The 19285-nt window shown below is 75.7% G+C and carries 17 protein-coding genes; 11 read left to right on the forward strand and 6 right to left on the reverse strand.

From position 1 onward, the window contains the following. The first annotated feature begins 322 nt into the window (after positions 1–322). The 4 genes from ADL22_RS31165 (at position 323) to ADL22_RS31180 (ending at position 4264) form a co-directional block, all read left to right on the forward strand. Entirely contained in the window at positions 323–544 is a 222-nt protein-coding gene (locus ADL22_RS31165; RefSeq protein ID WP_066987551.1) for a hypothetical protein, read from the forward strand. A 323-nt stretch (positions 545–867) separates the two neighbouring features. Next, the gene (locus tag ADL22_RS31170) at positions 868–2556 is read left to right on the forward strand and encodes a class I adenylate-forming enzyme family protein (protein ID WP_066987554.1); all 1689 of its coding nucleotides are present in this window, start codon (positions 868–870) and stop codon (positions 2554–2556) included. 118 nt (positions 2557–2674) lie between these two features. Then, positions 2675–3607, forward strand: coding sequence for a TIGR03619 family F420-dependent LLM class oxidoreductase (locus ADL22_RS31175; protein WP_234430924.1), 933 nt, complete (start codon positions 2675–2677; stop codon positions 3605–3607). A 114-nt stretch (positions 3608–3721) separates the two neighbouring features. Further along, positions 3722–4264 carry a GNAT family N-acetyltransferase gene (locus ADL22_RS31180; RefSeq protein ID WP_066987558.1) on the forward strand — a complete coding sequence of 181 codons (543 nt, stop codon included), beginning with the start codon at positions 3722–3724 and terminating at the stop codon, positions 4262–4264. Between the two features lie 150 nt (positions 4265–4414). Here the strand turns inward: ADL22_RS31180 and ADL22_RS31185 are convergent, their stop codons facing one another. After that, entirely contained in the window at positions 4415–6061 is a 1647-nt protein-coding gene (locus ADL22_RS31185) for a FadD3 family acyl-CoA ligase (RefSeq protein WP_066987560.1), read from the reverse strand. 111 nt (positions 6062–6172) lie between these two features. On the opposite strand from ADL22_RS31185, the gene ADL22_RS31190 reads away from it, so the two are divergent. From ADL22_RS31190 to ADL22_RS31200, 3 genes are all read left to right on the forward strand, one after another. Next, positions 6173–7324: a lipid-transfer protein gene (locus ADL22_RS31190; RefSeq protein ID WP_066987563.1), complete on the forward strand. Its 1152-nt coding sequence runs from the start codon at positions 6173–6175 to the stop codon at positions 7322–7324. A gap of 111 nt (positions 7325–7435) precedes the next feature. Beyond that, positions 7436–7918: a Zn-ribbon domain-containing OB-fold protein gene (locus ADL22_RS31195; RefSeq protein ID WP_066987594.1), complete on the forward strand. Its 483-nt coding sequence runs from the start codon at positions 7436–7438 to the stop codon at positions 7916–7918. Further along, entirely contained in the window at positions 7915–8703 is a 789-nt protein-coding gene (locus ADL22_RS31200) for an enoyl-CoA hydratase/isomerase family protein (RefSeq protein WP_066987566.1), read from the forward strand. Before ADL22_RS31195 ends, ADL22_RS31200 begins: the two co-directional genes overlap by 4 nt. A gap of 45 nt (positions 8704–8748) precedes the next feature. Here the strand turns inward: ADL22_RS31200 and ADL22_RS31205 are convergent, their stop codons facing one another. Then, on the reverse strand, positions 8749–9348 hold the full coding sequence (locus ADL22_RS31205) for a hypothetical protein (RefSeq protein ID WP_066987569.1): 600 nt from the start codon (positions 9346–9348) through the stop codon (positions 8749–8751). 209 nt (positions 9349–9557) lie between these two features. Here ADL22_RS31205 and ADL22_RS31210 point away from each other — a divergent pair, with 209 nt between their 5' ends. Next, on the forward strand, positions 9558–10187 hold the full coding sequence (locus ADL22_RS31210; protein WP_234430925.1) for a hypothetical protein: 630 nt from the start codon (positions 9558–9560) through the stop codon (positions 10185–10187). A 29-nt stretch (positions 10188–10216) separates the two neighbouring features. Here the strand turns inward: ADL22_RS31210 and ADL22_RS31215 are convergent, their stop codons facing one another. Then, complete coding sequence (locus tag ADL22_RS31215; RefSeq protein ID WP_199836415.1) at positions 10217–12682, reverse strand: serine/threonine-protein kinase; 2466 nt, start codon at positions 12680–12682, stop codon at positions 10217–10219. Positions 12683–13522: 840 nt separating this feature from the next. Here ADL22_RS31215 and ADL22_RS31220 point away from each other — a divergent pair. Next, positions 13523–14170 carry a TetR family transcriptional regulator gene (locus ADL22_RS31220; RefSeq protein ID WP_066987572.1) on the forward strand — a complete coding sequence of 216 codons (648 nt, stop codon included), beginning with the start codon at positions 13523–13525 and terminating at the stop codon, positions 14168–14170. A 316-nt stretch (positions 14171–14486) separates the two neighbouring features. On the opposite strand, the gene ADL22_RS31225 is transcribed toward ADL22_RS31220, so the two are convergent. Further along, positions 14487–14966, reverse strand: a complete 480-nt coding sequence (locus tag ADL22_RS31225; protein WP_066987574.1) for a nitroreductase family deazaflavin-dependent oxidoreductase — start codon at positions 14964–14966, stop codon at positions 14487–14489. Then, positions 14966–16327 carry an acyl-CoA dehydrogenase family protein gene (locus ADL22_RS31230; protein ID WP_066987576.1) on the reverse strand — a complete coding sequence of 454 codons (1362 nt, stop codon included), beginning with the start codon at positions 16325–16327 and terminating at the stop codon, positions 14966–14968. The genes ADL22_RS31225 and ADL22_RS31230 overlap by 1 nt, the downstream gene beginning before the upstream one ends. Before the next feature lie 193 nt (positions 16328–16520). Here ADL22_RS31230 and ADL22_RS31235 point away from each other — a divergent pair, with 193 nt between their 5' ends. Further along, positions 16521–17714, forward strand: coding sequence for a thiolase C-terminal domain-containing protein (locus tag ADL22_RS31235; protein ID WP_066987578.1), 1194 nt, complete (start codon positions 16521–16523; stop codon positions 17712–17714). A gap of 140 nt (positions 17715–17854) precedes the next feature. Continuing rightward, a complete protein-coding gene (locus ADL22_RS31240; protein WP_066987580.1) occupies positions 17855–18616 on the forward strand; it encodes a pyridoxine/pyridoxamine 5'-phosphate oxidase in 762 nt (253 codons plus the stop codon). A 33-nt stretch (positions 18617–18649) separates the two neighbouring features. On the opposite strand, the gene ADL22_RS31245 is transcribed toward ADL22_RS31240, so the two are convergent. Next, entirely contained in the window at positions 18650–19156 is a 507-nt protein-coding gene (locus ADL22_RS31245; protein ID WP_066987582.1) for a Zn-ribbon domain-containing OB-fold protein, read from the reverse strand. Positions 19157–19285 lie beyond the last annotated feature (129 nt).

A 19285-nucleotide genomic window follows, 5' to 3' on the forward strand; every position in this document is an offset into this window, starting at 1 on the left:
GCGGGCGGTGAAGGGGCGGGGAGGTACGGGGAGAGGAGTGGGGAACCTCCCGGGGAACGGGGGAGCACGACCGGGGCCCGGGGGGACCCGGAGGAAATACGGGGGACCACGGGGGAATACGGGGGGTCCGGGGGATCGCAGGGGCTGTTTTCCCGTGGCTGGGAGGGGAAGCCACGGAAAACCGGCCCCTGCGGCGTTTCCGCCCGGGCGGCAAAACCCGCGATATTCCCCGCTTTCTCCGTCAAGTGCCGAACATCTGTACACGCTTGGCGCTAGTTTGTTTCCGGGAACAGCAACGAACCACGTACTCACAGGAGTTGAGATGACCCGCACCAGGAAATCTCTTGCCGCGGCCGCCATCGCCGTGGCCGCGCTCGGCGCCGCCGCGACGCCCGCCCTGGCCGACAACCACATACCCGCCCCGCCGAGTTCCGTGACGGTCCTGGACCGCCACGCGCCCGTCGCGCCGCTGGACAACCACATGCCGCTGGCCCCGCAGGGCGAGCACGCGGGACTGTCGCCGATGGACAACCACATGCCCTGACCGGGAGTCGGATACCGATCCGCCCTTCGTGGTGTCACGGACGGGGCCGGGCAGATGCCCCGGCCCCGTCCGTCGTTTTCCGGGCGCTCCCGAAGATCTCCAGGGCTTCCCGAGGGCCGGATGTTTCCGCTCCGAAACGTTTGCTGCGGCACCGAACGGGAGGGGGCGCGCTCGGTGACGCGTACAGGGAGGAGCGAGGGGCCCGCACGGGGCGCCGCGCGCAGGCCGCACTACAGGGCGCACGAGGCCTGACGCCCCGTCAGTTCCGCTGCTACAGTCGCGCCGTCCGGACCCGTATCGCCCGCCCGCCCAGGAGGCGCCTCGTGTTCGAAGCCGCCCGTATACGCACGCTGTGGGAACTGGTCGAGTACCGGGCGCGGGCCTCGGGGGGCGCGCCGATGTTCTTCGACGGGGACGGCGGACGGGGGGTGACGTTCGGGGCGGTGCGGGATGCGGCGCTGCGGGTGGCGGCCGGGTTCCGGGAGCTGGGGATCGGGGCCGGGACGCGGGTGATGTGGCAGTTGCCGACCCGGATCGAGACCGTGATCGCGTCGCTGGCGCTGGCCCGGCTGGGGGCCGTGCAGATCCCCGTTCTCCACCTGCACCGGGCGCGGGAGGTCGGGTTCATCCTGGCGGAGTCGGCGGCCGAGTTCGCGCTCGTACCGGGGGTGTGGCGGGGGTTCGATTACGCGGAGATGGTGCGCGGGGTGGCCGGGCGGCACGGCGCCGGGGGGCGGGCGCGGGCGGTGCGGGTGGTGGACATCGGAGCCGGGCTGCCGGAGGGGGACCCTGGGGCGCTGCCCAGCCCTCCGGGCGCGGCGAACGGGGCAGACGGGGCGGACGGGGCCGATCCAGCCCACGCGGCCACTCGCTGGATCTACTACACGTCCGGGACGACCGCCGCGCCCAAGGGAGTTGAGCACACCGACGCGTCGCTGATCGCGGGTGGGGCCGGGCTGGCCGGTGCGCTGGGGATGGCGGCGGACGACGTCGGCTCGATCGCGTTCCCGTACGCCCATATCGCCGGGCCGGACTACGTCATCGCCATGCTGATCAGCGGCTTCCCGGCCGTCGTGCTGGAGGCGTTCGACGCGGACCGGGCCGCCGAGGTCTACCGGCGGCACGGCGTGACCATGGCGGGCGGCTCGACCGCGTTCTACCAGGCGTTCCACGACGCGTCACGGCGCCGGCGGGCGGCCGCGCCCGGCGCCGGGCCGCTGATCCCCTCGCTGCGGCTGCTCTCCGGCGGCGGCGCCCCCCTGCCGCCCGAGCTGTACCGGGCCGCCGGGCGGGAGCTGGACTGCGCGATCGTCCACGGCTACGGCATGACCGAGTGCCCGATGATCGCGATGGGGACGCCGTACGACAGCGACGAGCAGCTGGCGCACACGGTCGGCAGGCCGGTGGCGGGCGCGCGGGTGCGGATCGTACGGGCGGACGGGAGCGAGGCCGCGAACGGGGAGACCGGGGAGGTGGCGGTCGCCGGGCCGATGGTCTTCCGGCGGTACACCGATCCGGCGCTGACCGCCGGGGCGTTCGGCCCGGACGGCTTCTTCCGCACCGGCGACCTCGGGCACCTCCGCGCCGATGGGCATCTGGTGCTCACCGGGCGGCTGAAGGACATCATCATCCGCAAGGGCGAGAACATCTCCGCGCAGGAGATCGAGGACCTGGTGCGTACCCATCCGGCGGTGGCCGAGGTGGCGGTGGTCGGGCTGCCCGACCGGGAGCGGGGGGAGCGGGTGTGCGCGGTGGTCACGCTGGCGGAAACGGGCGGCAGAGCAGGGGCGGACGGCAAGGCGGGGGTGGGCGGCGGGCCGGGGCTCACCCTGGCGGAGCTGACCGCGCATCTGCGGGCCGCGGGGCTGATGACCCAGAAGCTGCCGGAGCAGCTGGAGATCACGGACGAACTGCCGCGCGGCGGCCCGCTGAACAAGGTCCTCAAGGCCCAGCTGCGGGCCCGTTACGGAGGGGGCGGCGGCCGGGACGCCGGCCCGGGACCCGGCGCTTGACCCTGACACCCATGTGAGGGCTTACAACGGGTGCGCGACGGAATCGAGCCAGGGATCGAACCACGGTATCGATCCACGGCTAGGGAATCGAGCCACCCTGCGTCCGGGCGGAGGCCCCATGACCACCAACACCAGCACGGAGACGAAGACGAAGACGAGCACGGACACGGACAGTGGCGGGGGCGCCGGGCGCATGCGCCTGCATGTCGTTCTGCCGTCCGAGTCGGGGGCGATGGCCGCCGGTGAACTGGCCGCGCTGGCGCGGGAGGCCGAGGAGCTGGGGTACGCGGGCGTCTGGCTGCCGGACCATCTGCTGCCGCCGGGACCGTACGGGCGGCCGCCGGAGGGGTACGGCGGGGTGTACGAGGCGCTGACCACGCTCTCCTACCTGGCGGGCGTCACCGAACGAGTGACGCTCGGCACCTCGGTGCTGATCGTGCCGCTGCGCGAACCGCTGCTGCTGGCCCGGCAGTCGGCGACGCTGGCGCGGCTGAGCGGGGACCGGTTCGTGCTGGGGGTGGGCGTGGGCTGGCAGCCGTACGAGTTCGCGGCGGCCGGGGCGGAGTTCCGCGACCGGGGCGCGCGGACGGACCGGGCGCTGCGGCTGGTGCGGCGGCTGCACACGGGCGCGGGCGGGCCGTACGACGACGGGGCGGTGGCGTTCGACGGGCGGGCGGTGTTCGAGCCGGTGCCGGACGTACCGGTGCCGTTCCTGATCGGCGGGAACTCGGACGCGGCGCTGCGGCGGGCGGCGGAGTTCGGCGGCTACTGGCAGGGGGTCGGGCTCACCCCGGAACAGTTCGCGGAGCGGAAGGCGTGGCTGGACCGCCGGGCCGGGGAGGGCTCGGCCCCGGTGGCGGCCGGGACCCGGATCGGCTGGGACGGGCCGGACCGGACGCTCACGGAGGTGACGGCGGAGGTCGCCGCCTGGGAAGCGGCCGGCGCGGCGGACCTCGGGGTGTGGTTCGGGTCCGTCCACGACGGCTTCGCCGACCGCATGCGGTCGTTGGCGGAGGGTACGGGCGTGAGCGGCGGCCGGGTCAGCGGCTAGCCGTCCCGGGCGGATCCGCGACGTACGGGCCGGCGGGGGCTGGGGCGCCCGCCGGCAACCCGGACGGTCCGGCGGCCTTCGGGGGATGTCACAGGCGGGTGCCATGATCGCGGGATGGCCCCCAGCACCCTGCGCTTCCAGCAGTTCACGACAGCCTCCGAGGTCGCCGCGCCGTTCCGGCGCGCCCTCGCCGATTGCTGGGTCGAGGTGACCAACGCGGGCGGTGCGGCCGGATTCCCGTTTCCGCCGGTCGACGCCGCCACGGTGCTTCCGGCCCTCGACCGGATCATCGACCAGCTCTCCGCGGACACCTGCCGCCTCCTCGCGGCAACCGTGGACGGGCAGCTTGCGGGCTGGCTCATCGCACGGCGTGACCGGTCCGAGCTGATAGCGCACTGGGGCACCCTCCACCACGTCCAGACCCGTCTCGCCGTGCGCGGGCGCGGTGTCGGGCGGGCGCTCGTGGAGGAGGCCCGCAGGGTCGCGCGGGACGAGATGGGGCTGGAGCAGCTGCGTATCGCCGTCCGCGGCGGTGTGGGACTGGAGGGCTTCTACGGGCGGCTGGAGTGGCGGGAAATCGGCCGGTGGCCAGGCGCTTTGAGGTTCGCGGCAGGTGACGACCGCGATGAGGTCCTGATGCTGCTCGCCCCGCTCTGAGGCGTTACGCCGATGTCGGCGTCACCGGCTTCGGCGGATGCAGCGGCTTCGGCGACTTCGACGGCCGGGCCGAGCAGGCACGGCGGAGGGACGGCCCCCGGTCCGGTCCCGTCCGGTCCACTCCACTCCCCTACCGGGCGGAGCCCCGAGCTACTCCCCGCCTCCCCCAGACCCACCCCAACCCCCCTCCCGCAGCAGCCCCTTCACCACCTTCCCGCTCGCGTTGCGCGGCAGGGCGGGGACGAATGCGACTTCCCTGGGGACCTTGTAGTTGGCCATTTGGCGGCGGGACCAGGCGATCAGGGCGTCGGGGGTGAGGCGGGAGCCGGGGCGGCGGACCGCGTACGCCTTGCCGACCTCGCCGAGGCGGGGGTCGGGTATGCCGATGACGGCGGCCTCGGTGACGTCGGGGTGGCGGGTGAGGAGCTGCTCTATCTCGGCGGGGTAGGCGTTGAAGCCGCCGACGATGAACATGTCCTTGAGGCGGTCGGTGATCCGGAGGTTGCCGGCCGCGTCGAGGACGCCGATGTCGCCGGTGCGCAGCCAGCCGTCGGGGGTGAGGGCCCGGTCGGTGGCGGCCGGGTCCTCGTAGTAGCCGGTCATGACGTGGTAGCCGCGGACCTGGACCTCGCCGGGCGTGCCGGTCGGCCGCGGGCGGCCGGCGGCGTCCACGACGCGGACCTCGGTGTCCGGTATCGCGCGGCCGGCGGTCCCGGCGATCACCTCCGGCGGGTCGCCGCGGCGGCACATGGTGACCACGCCGGTGGCCTCCGACAGGCCGTACGCGGTCAGGACGGTGGCGACCTTCAGCTCGCCTCGGAGCCGTTCCACCAGCTCCAGGGGGACGACGGCGGCGCCGGTGACGACCAGGCGCAGCGCCGAGAGGTCGTGCCGGTCGCGGTCGGGGTGGTCGAGGAGCTGCTGGTGGAGGGTGGGCGGGCCGGGGAGGACGGAGATCCGCTCGGCGGCGATGTTGGCGAGCGCGGTCCGGGCGCTGAAAACCGGCTGCGGCACCATCGTCGCGCCGCGCAGCAGGCAGGCGATGACGCCGGCCTTGTAGCCGAAGGTGTGGAAGAAGGGATTGACGATGAGGTAGCGGTCGCCTTCCTCGAGGCCGGCCAGCGCGCTCCAGACGTCGTAGGCGCGCAGCGTCTGGCCGTGGGTGATCACCGCGCCCTTGGGGTGGCCGGTGGTGCCGGAGGTGAAGATGATGTCGGAGGGGTCGCCGGGGCCGAGGGCGTCGGCCCGCGCGCGCACCGTGCCGGCCGGGACCGCCGCCCCTTCGGCGAGGAAGTCGCGCCAGGTGGTGAAGTCGGCGGGGGCGTCGTCGGCGAGCACCACGACCCGCTGGAGGTGCGGCAGCCCGGGCAGGGGGCCGGGGCCGTCGCCGCGCCCGGCGGCCCGGCGCAGCGAGGCGACGTAGGACGTGCCGAGGAAGGTGCCGGTGACGAAGAGCAGCCGGGCCCGGGTGCGGCGCAGGATGTCGGCGGCCTCGGCGCCCTTGAAGCGGGTGTTGACCGGGACGAGGACGGCGCCGGCGGTGACCGCGCCGAGGGCGGAGACGATCCAGTCGCGGGTGTTCGGCGCCCAGACCGCGACCCGGTCGCCGGGCGCGACACCGGCCGCGACGCACGCCGCGGCGGCCCGCGCCACCCGGTCGCCCAGCTCGGCGTACGTGATCCGGCCGCGGCCCTCGACGACGGCCTCCCGGGGGCCGTACCGCGCGGCGGCGGCGCGCACCAGCCGGGCGAGCGAGCCGTACGCCAAGTCCGCGCGTGTATCGAGGTGTTCGTCCATCGCACTGCCTCCCCGTCCCGGAAAAGACCAGCCCCCCGCTAGCTGACTGGTCGTCAGATTAGCGGTAGCCTCCTCCGCTGTCAGCAGTGACGGCCGAGCACGGAGGTGGCCATGGGGGCGACCCTGAAGGACGCCGCGGCGATCGTCGGCATCGGGCAGACGCCGTTCGCCAAGCGGCTCCCGGAGTCCGAGAAGGCCCTGGCCTGCCGGGCGATCATCGCGGCCCTGGACGACGCCGGGATCGCCCCCTCGGAGGTGGACGCCTTCGCCTCGTACACCATGGAGGAGACCGACGAGGTCGAGATCGCCAAGTCGATCGGCGCGGGCGAGGTCAGGCACTTCTCCAAGGTCGGCTTCGGCGGCGGCGGTTCGTGCGCCACGGTCGGGCACCTGGCCGCGGCCATCGCCACCGGGCAGGCGAGCGTGGGCGTCGCCTGGCGGTCCCGCAAACGCGGCTCCGGGCCCCGGCCGTGGACCGCCGCCCGCGCCCAGCTGCCCACCCCCGCGCAGTGGACCCGCCCCTTCGGGCTGCTGCGGCCCGCCGACGAGATCGGCATGCTGGCCCGGCGCTATATGCAGGAATACGGCGCCACCCGCGACCACTTCTTCAACGTCGCCCTGGCCTGCCGCAACCGCGCCAACCAGAACCCGGCCGCGATGATGTACGACCGCCCGCTGACCCGCGAGATGTACATGACCGCGCGCTGGATCAGCGAACCGCTCTGCCTCTACGACAACTGCCTGGAGTCCGACGGCGCGCTGGCCTGCGTGGTGGTCTCCGCCGCGCGCGCCCGCGACTGCCGCCGCCGGCCCGTCTACGTCCACGCCGCGGCGCAGGGCCTGCCCGCACAGCACCACGGCATGGTCGACTACTGGAGCGACGACCCGCTCAGCGGCCCGGCCCGGTCCGCCGCCCGGCACCTCTGGAAGGGCTCCGACCTCGGCCCGCGGGACGTCGACGTGGCGCAGATCTATGACGCGTTCACCCCCTTGATACCCCTCTCCCTGGAGGGCTACGGCTTCTGCGGACGCGGTGAGGGCGCGGCCTTCACCGAGGGCGGCGCCCTGGAGATCGGCGGGCGGCTCCCGATCAACACCAGCGGCGGCGGCCTCTCCGAGGCGTATGTGCACGGCTTCAACCTGATCACCGAGGGCGTCCGGCAGCTGCGCGGCACCAGCACCGCGCAGGTCCCGGACGCGGCCACCTGCCTCGTCACCGCGGGCGCGTGCGTGCCCACCTCCGCGCTGCTGCTGAGGAGTTGATACCGGATGCGTGCGGAACACCCCCGGCCCGGCACCACCGCCGCGCCCCACTCCCCGACGACCGACCCGCCGGCCGGCCCCGAACCCCGCTCCATAACTGTCCGTGATTCCATGACCACAAGCCTGCCACCCACCACTGACAATCCCCCCGACCCCGCCGCTGACCTGCTGTTTCCCGTCCCGGACGAGGACGGCGCGCCGTTCTGGGAGTACGCCGCGCGCGGTGAGCTGCGCGTGCAGACCTGCGCCGACTGCGACGAACCGCGCTTCCCGCCCCGGCCCTGCTGCCCGCACTGCCAGTCGTTCGCCGCGTACTGGCAGCGGATGAGCGGCCGCGGCCGGATCTGGTCGTACGTCGTCGCGCACCCGCCGCTGCTGCCCGCGTACGCCGCCCAGGCGCCCTACAACGCGGTCGTCGTGGAGCTGGCGGAGGCCCCGCGGATCCGGCTGGTGGGCAATGTCGTCGCCGCCCCGGACGCCGCGCTCGACTCCGTCGACCCGGCCCGGCTGCGCATCGGCGCCCCGGTGAAGGCGGTCTTCCACACCCCGCCCGGCGGCCCGACCGTCCCCCGCTGGATGCTGGAGCGGCCGTGACCGCCCCCGGGGTCCGCACCGAGATCGCCGACGGGGTCGCCCTGGTCACCCTCGACCGGCCCGCCCGCCACAACGCCCTCGACCTGGCCACCGCCCGGCAACTCGCCGCCGTATGGGACGGGTTCCGCTTCGACGACTCCGTACGGGCGGCGGTGCTCACCGGTGCCGGCGGCCGGGCCTTCTGCACCGGTATCGACCGCGCCGCCGACGTCCCCCAGCCGGCCTCCCCGTTCTCCCTGGACGACCCGCTGCTGCGGATCGGCCCCAAGGCCAACGACCTGTGGAAACCGGTCATCGCCGCGGTCGAGGGGATGGCCTGCGGCGGCGCCTTCTACCTGCTGGGCGAGGCGGAGTTCATCATCGCCGCCGAGGACGCGGTCTTCTTCGACCCGCACACCACCTACGGGATGGTCAGCGCCTACGAGTCCGTCCTCATGGCCCAGCGGATGCCCTACGGGGAGATCGCCCGGCTCGCCCTGATGGGCACCGCGGAACGCCTCGGCGCCCACCGGGCGTACGCCACCGGGCTGGTCTCCGAGCTGACCGCGCCCGGCGCGGCCGCCGCGACCGCGCTGCGCCGCGCCGCGGTGCTCGCCGCCCAGCCCACCGAGGCCGTCCAGGGCACCGTACGGGCCCTGTGGGCGGCGCGGGAGGCGGCCAGGACCCAGGCCCTGGCGCACGCCCCGCAGCTGATCGCGCTCGGCAACCTCCCGCCGGACCGCCAGGCCGCCCTGTTCGTCGCCCGGGAACGCGGCCCCGGCGCGCCCCCGCCGCCCGTCAGATGACCCGCCGGGCCCGGTACAGCCCCCTGTGCCGGTCCCGGTGAGGCGTCACATCTTGGTCTTGTGCGCCCGGGTGATCTGGCAGGTGTACCAGAACGCCTGCCACGACGACTGGTTGAGCGTGTACGTGGCCGTGTAGGTCTCGGTCGCCCCCGGGGCCACCACCACGCTGCGCTCGTGCACCCCGTACGTCGTTCCGTCCGCCGGCTTGTCCTTCATCCAGTCGATCCGCATGTCGTAGGAGTACGTACTGGTCGTGGACGGGTTGGTGATGGAGAGCGTGTAGGTGAAGCGGCGCAGCGAGGCGGAGAAGTCGCAGCCGCTGCCGCGCACGTCCGACCGCCCGTCCGGGTCGAAGGTCTCCTGCGTCGGCGACGGCGACGGCGAGTAGGTGTCGTAGCCCGGCGTGTACGAGGGCGTCGGGTCGTAAGGGTTGTAACTGGACGAGGAGGACGACGGGCTGGGCCAGTTGCTCGGCATGACGACGTTGGGCCGAGGGGGCGAGAAGCAGCCGCTCAGCGTGGCGAGCGCGACCGCCGCCAGCGCCGCCGCGACGCCCGCCCTGCCGCCCCGCCGGGCGCGGCCCCCGGTGCTCCCTGCGCTCCCCGTGTCCCCGGTGGACGTGCCCGTACGCGTGCGCTGATCCATGTGCCTCGACCATCCCCCGTTGCTGCTGCCGAACCCGCCGACCCCGACAGGGTTGACGCGTGCACGGCACCCTAGCAAGCCCCGGCAACGGCCCCTACGGGCACCGGCCGGAGTCGTACGCCGCCGGGTCCACTCGTCTCGCGGGGGTGGACGGGCAGGCGTAGCGTCGGTTGCGGAGGACGACGGAACGAGCGAAGCGAGGCGACGCCGTGGTGCGCAACGTTCTCGGGTCCCTGATCGCCCTCATCGGAGCGGCGGCCGCCGTCTGGAGCCCCTTCCGTCCCTGGTACGACGGCCGTCAGGGCAGCGACATACGGATCGAGGACCTCTTCGGCGGCCTCACCGGCAGCGGCGCCACGCTCTTCGGGTCGCTGCTGCTGCCGATGGCGTTCGCCGGACTGCTGGCGCTGGTCGGGGTGGTGCTGCGGTCCCGGCTGCTGATCACCCTCGCCGGGCTGGTGGTGCTCGGCTTCACCATCCTGTGGATGGTCCGCCAGGGGCAGAGCGCCGGTGAACTCACCGCCGGTGCCCGCGGACTGGGCGTCGGCGCGGCCAGCGCCCTCGGCGGCGGCGCCCTGCTGATCCTGGGCGCGCTCATCATGCGCGGCCGCCGGCGCCGGGTGCCCGCCCACGAGGACGAGCCCGAGGACGAGCGCGACGGGCGCCACGGGCGCGCGGCGGATCCGCCGACCCGGCCCGTGGACTGGGGCGCCCAGCAGTGGCGGCCGGGCGGTGCGACGGGTGGCGCGGCGGGTGGTGAACGGGCCGCGGGCGGGCGCCCGGAGGGCAGGGACCGGCCGCCGGACGAGCCCGGTGGGCCGGGCCCGGACCGCGGCTGACGCCTGGCCAGGACCACCGGCCGCGCCCGTTACGGCCGCCGCGCCAGCCCCGTCCCCTTGGCGGCGTCCAGCGCGTACACGCAGCGGTCCTTGCTGCAGGCGTAGACCACCCCGCCGACCGCGACCGGCGAGCCGGTGATCTCGCCGCCGGTGGCCAGCTTCCAGCGCAGCTGCCCGCCCATCGCGTCGAGGGTGTACAGGCAGTGGTCGGCGGAGCCGAAGTGCACCCGGCCCTCGGCGACGACCGGGGAGCCGACGACCTCGGCGCCCGCCTGGAAGCGCCAGCGCGGCGTGCCGGTCACCGCGTCGAGGGTGTACAGGGCCTTGCCGCTGCCCAGGTGGACGGCGCCGTGCGCGACCAGGACCGGCTCGGCGGACTGGCGGGCCTCGGTGGCGATCCGCCAGCGGTCCCGGCCGTCCGCCGCGTCCAGGGCGTAGACCGTCCCCAGATAGTCGGCGAGGTAGAGGCCGCCGCCGGTCACCGCCGGGCCGGGCGCGAAGGCGGGCGGGCTCAGGAACACCGCGGGCGCCTCGAAGTGCCAGCGCACATCGCCGCGCGCGGCGTCCAGGGCCAGCACCCGGGTGCCGGCGACGACGTAGACCGTGCCGTCCGGGGCGGGCAGCAGCCGCATCGGGACGCCGCCGCAGGACGCCGCGTCGCCCACCGGATACGACCAGCGCTCGGCGCCGGTGCGGGCGTCCAGGGCCTTGAGCCGGGCGTCGGCCCAGACGTAGACCGCGCCGTCGTGCAGCACCGGCGCGGCCTCGGCGGTCTCGAAGTCGGTCTGGGCGCCGGCCAGCTCCCACAGCAGCTCGCCGGTGGCCGCCTCCCACGCCTGGACGCCGCCGCCGCGGGTGCTGGTGACGACCGTGCCGCGGCCGGCGGACAGGGCGTAGATCCAGCCCTCGCTGGCCAGCCGCCAGCGCTCGCCGCCGTCCTCGGCGTCGAGGGCGTAGAGGGTCGGGCCGTCCGAGGCGTGGATCCGGCCGTCGGCGACCGCCATCGCCCAGGCCACGTCCCGGGTCTTGAACTTCCGCCGCCCGCTGGCCACCTCGAGGGCGTGCACCTCGAACGAGGTGACGTAGAGGAGGTCGCCGGCGACCACCGGGGTGCCCCAGACGTCGTTGGACATCCGGAAGCGCCAGGGGCGCCAGCGGCCCGGCTCGGCGGGCGGCGCCTCGGGGGCGGGCGGGGCGTCGGTCCGGGCGGCGGGCGCGGGCTGCTGCGGCGGCACACCGGCCGGCTGGGCGCCGCCCGGCGGGCGGACCCAGTTGGTGGCCGGGGCGGCCTGGCCGCGCGGCTGCGGCGCCTCGGCGGCGCGCGGCCCCGGCCCTATCGGGGCGTGCGAACCGCCCAGCCGCACGGGGCCGCCGGCGCCCTCGGGGGCGGACGGCGCGGCGGAACCCACCGGGGCGGGCGAGGCGCCGCGCGGATCGGCGGGGCGGTGCGCGCCGGGGCCGGCGCCGACCCGGCCGGGCCAGCCGTCCGCGGCGGGCGCGGGCTGCGGCGGCGGGGCCTGCGGCATGGGCGGCGGGGCGGCCGGCTCCGGGCGGGCCGGGGCGGCGGCGCGCGGGGTGGTCTGCGGGGCGGCGCCCCGGCCGCCGCCGCGCCGCCGCTCGATGAGCGCCACGGCACCGGGCGGCAGCCACGCCGAGGCGGTGCCGCTGTCGTCGCTGCCGGAGCTGAAGAGGTGCGGGGCCAGCTGGGACTGGAGGTCGGCGGGGGACGGCCGCTGGGCCGCCTCCATCTGCATACAGGACTCCATCAGCGGCCGCAGCTCCTCGGGGAGCCCGGCCAGATCCGGGCCCTCCCGGAGCAGCATGAAGACCGTCTCGACGGGGTTGGCGCCGTGGAAGGGGGCGTGCCCGGTGGCGGCGAAGACCAGGGTGGAGCCGAGCGAGAAGACGTCGCTGGCGCCGGTGACGCTGCGGGAGTCGCGGGCCTGCTCGGGCGACATGTACGCCGGGGTGCCGACCGCGACGTTGGTCATCGTCAGGCGGGTGTTGGACACCCCGGAGGCGATACCGAAGTCGATCACCCGGGGGCCGTCCTCGACGACCAGGACGTTCGACGGCTTCAGGTCGCGGTGGACCAGGCCGGCGCCGTGGATGGACTGCAGCGCCTCGGCGATCCCGGCGGCCAGCCAGCGCACCGCCTGGACCGGCAGCGGCCCGCACTCATTGACTATCTCCTCCAGGGAGGGCGCGGGGACGTACGCCGTCGCCAGCCAGGGCACCGCGGCCCGGGGGTCGGCGTCGACCACCGCGGCGGTGTAGAAGCCGCTGACCGCGCGGGCCGCCTCCACCTCGCGGGTGAAGCGGACCCGGAACAGCTGGTCCTCGGCGAGCTCGGACCGGACCGTCTTGATCGCCACGCGCCGGCCGGACGCCGAGCGCGCCAGATAGACCAGGCCCATGCCGCCGGCCCCGAGACGGCCGAGGACCTCGAACGGGCCGATCCGCCGGGGATCGTGCTGCGTCAGCTGCTCCACCACTTGCCTGCCACCTCCCCGTGGGGCGTTAAGAACGAGACCCTCACTCAAGCCGCGAACCGCCGTGAGCCACTGCCCCGCGCGGCGTCCGGCCGCCTGGCCGAAACGGCCGTACGGCCCTTGATTCTTCCTGGCCGGGCCTGCGGTTGCGAACCCGGGGCCTGTCGGCCGTGTCACGACACTCCGCCTGCCGTCCGCAACAACACCATTACCCGGCGTATTCCACCCCGCCCTGACGTGCGCCGATACGTCCGGGGACGGGCGAATGCCGACGGGTTACCGGCCGGTCGGACCGCGCCTTTGACCGGCGTTCGCGGAATTTCCGCCGCTCATCGCCCCATCCGGACTGTTGGATTCCGTGTTCGCGGACGCGGAGACCGGTGCATAACCGGCGCATAACCGGTGCGTAACGGCGGCTCCGCCGGTCCGTGCCGCCCGCCCGGAGCGCCGCTCACCGGTGGCCGAAACCATTCGCCCGCCGCCCCCGTATCCCCGTACATCTCCCCGTCCCCGTCCCCGCCCCTGTGCCGCGCCGCGCGCCGGCGGGTCAATTCTGCGCCGCCCGCGGCGATTTCGGGGCCGCGACACCGCGTGCGGCGCAGGGATTCCCGGGCCGTCCCGGCCGGCCGCCGCCGGGTCCGTGCCGGGCCGGTGTCCACCGAAGTTGTCCACAGGCTGTTGATAACAGTATTCACTGGATCGGACCAATGGCGGCCGGTCCGTTCCCGGCGGCGAGCGGGCCCCCGGCCAGGGCGGTCGCGGGCGCCGCGGGGCCCGAACTCCCGCGTCCCCATTTGCAGGCAGCCAAATCGCGCTCCGATCACCCCTCGGTAAGCTGACGGCATGACAGGACAAGTTCGAACCGTCGACGGCAGAGTTGCCGGCCGCCGCGGACAGGCGACGCGGCAAAAGCTTCTCGACTGCCTCAGCGAAATGCTCAGTTCGTCCCCCTATCGGGACGTCAAAGTCATCGATGTGGCCCGAAAAGCGGGCACTTCACCCGCGACGTTCTATCAGTACTTCCCTGATGTGGAAGGCGCGGTTCTGGAAATCGCCGAGGAGATGGCGAAAGAAGGCGCGAGCCTGACCGATCTTGTCGCCGGACGTTCCTGGGTGGGCAAATCCGGCTGGCAGGCCGCCGAGGAGCTGGTCGACGGCTTCCTGTCCTTCTGGCGCCGGCACGACGCGATCCTGCGCGTGGTCGACCTGGGCGCCGCCGAGGGCGACAAGCGGTTCTACAAGCTCCGCATGAAGATCCTCAACGCGGTGACCAACTCCCTTACCGAGTCCATCGAGCAGCTCCAGGCCAAGAACAAGGTCGACAAGGACGTCAGCGCCGCGGCCATGGCCGGCTCGATCGTGGCGATGCTGGCGGCGGTCGCCGGCCACCAGAAGGGCTTCCAGAGCTGGGGCGTCAAGCAGGCCGAGCTCAAGCCGAATCTCGCCCTGCTGGTCCACTACGGCGTCACGGGCAAGAAGCCCACCAAGTAGCGCGCGCCCGCGTCCGGCGCCGATGAGGCCGCCGGTCCGCCGGCCGCGCCCCGGCCGCCACCGCGCCGCCGCCGTCCCGGTACCGCCGGGAACCGTTCGTCCTGCGTCCTGCCTGCTGCGCCCTCCGCCCGTCCGTCCTGCCGTCCTGCCGCCGGCCCGTTCGTCCTGCCATAGCCGGGCCCGCGGCGGTATCCGCAATCCACAGCCGGGGCGCCGCGGTCATACCGCCTGCGCGGCGGGTGCCGCCGGTCCGCCTCCGGGGCGTACGGCACCCGCCGCGCCCTGTGGGCGGGGGCGTCCGCGCCCGCCCCGGTAGTCAGCGCCCGTCGAGGCGGTCCAGCCGGAACAGCCGGATCTCCCGGTCCACCCGCGCCTGGTACGCCGCGTACGGCGGCCAGAAGGCCAGCGCCGCCCGCCAGGCCCGGTCCCGTTCCTCGCCGGTCAGCAGCCGGGCCCGCACCGGGATGTCGCGGCCCCGCCAACTCACCTCCGCCTCCGGGTTCTTCAGCAGGTTCGCGGTCCACGACGGATGCCCGGGGCGGCCGAAGTTGCTGCCGATCAGCAGCCAGCCGCCGTCCTCCTGCGGCATGCAGGACAGCGGGGTGCGCCGCGGCAGCCCGCTGCGCGCCCCCGTCGCGGTCAGTACGACGCCGGGCAGCATCCGGGTGCTGAGCAGGGCCTTCCCGCCGCTGAGGCGGTGCACGGCGCGGTCCAGCGCGGGGATGACGTGCGGCGCGATCCGCGCGAACGTACGGGTCGAGGAGAGTCTCTGCACCAGCTGGGCGCGGCGGTCCATCAGGCACCGACCGCCGCTCGCGCCACCGGGGCCACCGGCCCGCCCACGCCGGGCGCTCCCCCGGGATCCCCGCCCGGTCCGAAGAGCCCGGCCCGTTCAGCGGCCCGGGCGCGCAGCGCGGGCACCGGGCCGAGCAGCAGTTCGTCGCCGGCCGCCCGGGCGAAGGCGCGGCGCGCGGCGCGGTCCCCGGGGGCTCCGGGCCCGCCGGGCAGCTGCACCGCCTCCGCGGCCACCGCGCGCAGCGCCTCCAGCGCCTGGGCCAGGGCGAGCGCGCCCGCCCCGGGTGCGGCCGGACCGCCCGCGTGCCCGCCGTCCGCCGCCCGGGCCGCGTGGTGCGCCGCGGTACGCGCCGACTCCACCGCCCCGTACAGCTCGGCGAGCCGGTGCCGGATGCCCTGGAGGGCGCCGGCCGGGCCGCCGTCCCGGAGGCAGGCGCGCAGCCGCCCGGCCGTACGGGACAGCAGCGCGCCCGCCGCACCGGCCGCCTCCGCCGCCAGGCAGGCGGCCGCGGTCTCCCCGGTGGCGGCCAGCGCCGCGGCCACCGCGTCGGCGGCCCGGTCGGTGTCCGCCGGCGCCTCGCCGAGCAACTCCGCCGGGACGTCGCGGAGTTCCAGCCCGGCCTGCGGCCTGGTGCCGTCCGCCGCGTCCTGCCGGGTCCGGCGCAGACCGGGCACCCCCGCGCCATCCGGGCCCGCGCCGTCCGGGCCCGCCGCCCGTACGGCGAAGAGCAGGGTGCGGCCGCGCGCGAAGCCGCCGGTGTGCGCGGCGACCACCAGCAGGTCCGCGGTGCGTCCGTCGAGGACCTGCCCGGCCTCCCCGTAGAGCCGCCAGCTGCCGGCCGCCCCCTGGGGACCGCCGTCCGGCGGCGCACCCGGGGCGGGCTCCGGTGACCACCGGGCCTGGATGCCGCCGGACCGGCCGCCGCCGGCCCAGTCCCCGCCGCCGGTCCCGGTCAGCGCCAGCGCGGTGGCCAGCCGCCCGCCGGGGACGGCCAGCGCGGCGGTCAGCTCCCCGGCGGCCAGGGCGGGCAGCAGGGCGGCCCGCCGCCGCTCGCCGCCCAGCGCGCACAGCAGCGGCGCGGCCAGCGCGGCGGTGCCGATCAGCGGCGAGGGGAAGCCGGCCCGGCCGGTCTCCTCGCAGGCGAGCGCGAGCCCGGCGGTCCCGTGCCCGGCCCCGCCGTACGCGGCGGGCAGCGCCAGGCCGGGCAGCCCGGCCGCCGCGGCCAGCCGCCGCCACACCGCCCGGTCGTACCCGTCCGGACCGTCCGGCGCCCCGGCCCCCTCCGGGCCCCCGTACCGGCCCAGCAGGGCGCGCAGCGGGCGGCGGATCTCGTCCTGCTCCTCGGTGAACGCGGCATCCATCGGCGGGCTCCTCCCGGCCGTGCGGCGACGCCGTCCGCCCGGGCGCCGTCCGCTCCGACGGCGCCCGACCCGAACGGCGATCTGACGGGCCGTCATAATAGGTACCGGGCAGCCACTTTCCCAGAGTGCGAACACCATGGACCGGGCCCTCAAGGTCTGCCCGCCCCAAGCTATCTGATGTACCGTCAGATTCATGAAGCCGACGCCCGCCGGGTCCCCCGCCCGCCCCCGCAAGGTCGCCGTCGCCGGAGTCGCGCTGTCCGACTGCGGGCGGGTGGACGGGGCCACCCCGTACGCCCTGCACGCCCAGGCCGCGCGCCGCGCGCTCGCCGACTCCGGGCTGGACCGCTCGGTGATCGACGGCTTCGCGTCCGCCGGGCTCGGCACGCTCGCCCCCGTCGAGGTCGCGGAATACCTGGGCCTGCGCCCTACCTGGGTGGACTCCACCTCGGTCGGCGGCGCCACCTGGGAGGTGATGGCCGCGCACGCCGCCGACGCGATCGCGGCCGGCCACGCCCGCGCCGTCCTCCTGGTCTACGGTTCCACGGCCCGCGCCGACCTCAAAGCGGGGCGGCGCACCGCCAACCTCTCCTTCGGCACCCGGGGGCCACTCCAGTTCGAGGCCCCCTACGGGCACACCCTGATCGCCAAGTACGCCATGGCCGCGCGCCGCCACCAGCACCAGTACGGGACGACCCTGGAGCAGCTGGCCCAGATAGCCGTGCAGGCCCGCGCCAACGCGGCCGCCAACCCGGACGCGCTCTACCGGGAGCCGATCACCGTGGACGACGTACTGGCCGGCCCGATGATCGCCGACCCGTTCACCAAACTGCACTGCTGCGTCCGCTCGGACGGCGGCTGCGCGGTGCTGCTCGTCGCCGAGGACTACGTGCCCGACCTGGCCCGACGCCCGGTCTGGGTGCTCGGCTCGGGCACCGCCGTCTCGCACACGAGCATGGCGGAGTGGCCGGACTTCACCGTCTCCCCCGCCGCCGTCTCCGGCCGGCTGGCCTTCGAACGGGCCGGCGTCCGCCCGGAGGAGATCGACCTCGCCGAGATCTACGACGCGTTCACCTACATGACGCTGGTGACGCTGGAGGACCTGGGCTTCTGTGCCAAGGGGGAGGGCGGCGCGTTCGTGGAGCGGGGGCGGCTGCTGCGGGACGGGGCGCTGCCGGTGAACACCGATGGCGGCGGGCTGGCCGCCTGCCACCCGGGGATGCGCGGGCTGTTCCTGCTGGTCGAGGCGGTCCGGCAGCTGCGCGGCGACCTCGGCCCGGACCGCCAGGTCCACCGCCGCGACGGCAGCCCGCCGGAACTCGCCGTCGCCTCCGGGACGGGGGGTTGGTTCTGCTCCTCGGGGACGGTGGTGTTGGGGCGGGGGTAGGGGGCGGGAGGTAGGGGCGGGGTCAGGGGCGCCCCGGGGCGCGCGGCGCCGGGACGGGGCGCGCGGTCGGCGGCCGGGGCGTGCGGCGTCCGGCACGGGCGCGCGGTCGGCGGCCGGGGCGTGCGGCGTACGCTCCCCGCATGCGCGATCACACCGAGGACGCCGCCCCGGGCGCCGGGGCCGACCCCGACCCCACCGGACCCGACACCGGCAGCGGAACCGGCACCGGAAACGACCCCGACACCGACAGCCGGGCCTTCCGCGAGCTGCTGCGCGGTCTGCGGGTCTGGCCGGGCGAGCTGCCGTCGTTCGACCCGGAGCGGGCGCCCGGCGACCCGCTGCCGCTCTTCCGGCAGTGGCTGCGCGAGGCCGCCGAGGCCGGCGTCGCCGAACCGCACACCATGTCCCTGGCCACCGCCGACGCGGCCGGCGACCCGTCGGTGCGCATCGTGATGCTGCACGACGCCGACGAACGCGGCTGGCACTTCGGCACCCACCGCGGCAGCCGCAAGGGCCGCGATCTGGCCGCCCGCCCCCGGGCCGCGCTCGCCTTCTACTGGCCGGCGGCCGGCCGCCAGGTCCGCGTCCGGGGCACGGTGGCCGCCGCCGGGCCCGAGGAGAGCGCGGCCGATCTGCACCACCGGTCCACGGGCGCGCTGGCCGCCGCCTTGGTGGGCCGCCAGAGCGAGGTGCTCGGCTCGATGGCGGAGCTGCACCGCGCCGCGGACGCCGCCTGGGAGCGCGCCGAGCGCGAACCGGACGCCCCGGTCCCGAGCTGGACGCTGTACGTCCTGCGCGCCGAGGAGGTCGAGTTCTTCCAGGGCGACCACCGGCGGCGCCACGTACGCCTCACCTACCGCCGGGCGGAGGGCGGTTGGGAACGGGAGCTGCTCTGGCCGTGAGGCGGGCGGCCCGCCCGGACCCGGCCCCCGCCCTCACCCGGCGGGCCGGAACACGGGTATCGCGTACCCGCCGTCCGCGCCCGGGCCGCCACCCGGCCCTCCCCCCTCCGCCCCCTCCCGCCGGAAGTGCAGCGCCAGCGGCATACCGATCCGCAGCTCCCCCTCCGGGCAGTCGGTGACCTCGGTCATCATCCGGGGCCCCTCGGCCAGCTCGACGACCGCGGCGACATACGGGACCCGGCCGCCGAACGGCGGGAGGTCGTTGCGGTGCACGACGGACCACGTATAGAGCGTGGCGCGGCCCGCGGCCGGCTCCCAGACCACGTCCTCGCTCCAGCAGGACGGGCAGAACTCGCGCGGGTAGTGGTGCACCGCGCCGCAGTCCGCGGCCCGGCAGCGGCGCAGCAGCAGCCGCCCCTCGGCCGCCGCCGCCCAGTACGGCCGGGTGAAGTCGTCCACCTCCGGCAGATCGAAACGGGCCGCCGGCGCCGCCACCCGCGCCGTGCCCCCGTCCCCCGCCGCCTTCCGCACCGTGGCCATCCGTCCGCCCCTACCGCCGCCGACCAGGCGGCTCGTCCGCACCGCACCAACTACTCCTGACGGTACGTCAGTTCAGCGCACGCCCGGCCGCCCCGCAAGGGGCCCGGCAACCGAGGACCCCGCGAGGGC

Origin of the sequence: Streptomyces sp. NRRL F-4489, assembly GCF_001509485.1 — a bacterium.
Taxonomy (GTDB): Bacteria; Actinomycetota; Actinomycetes; order Streptomycetales; family Streptomycetaceae; genus Streptomyces.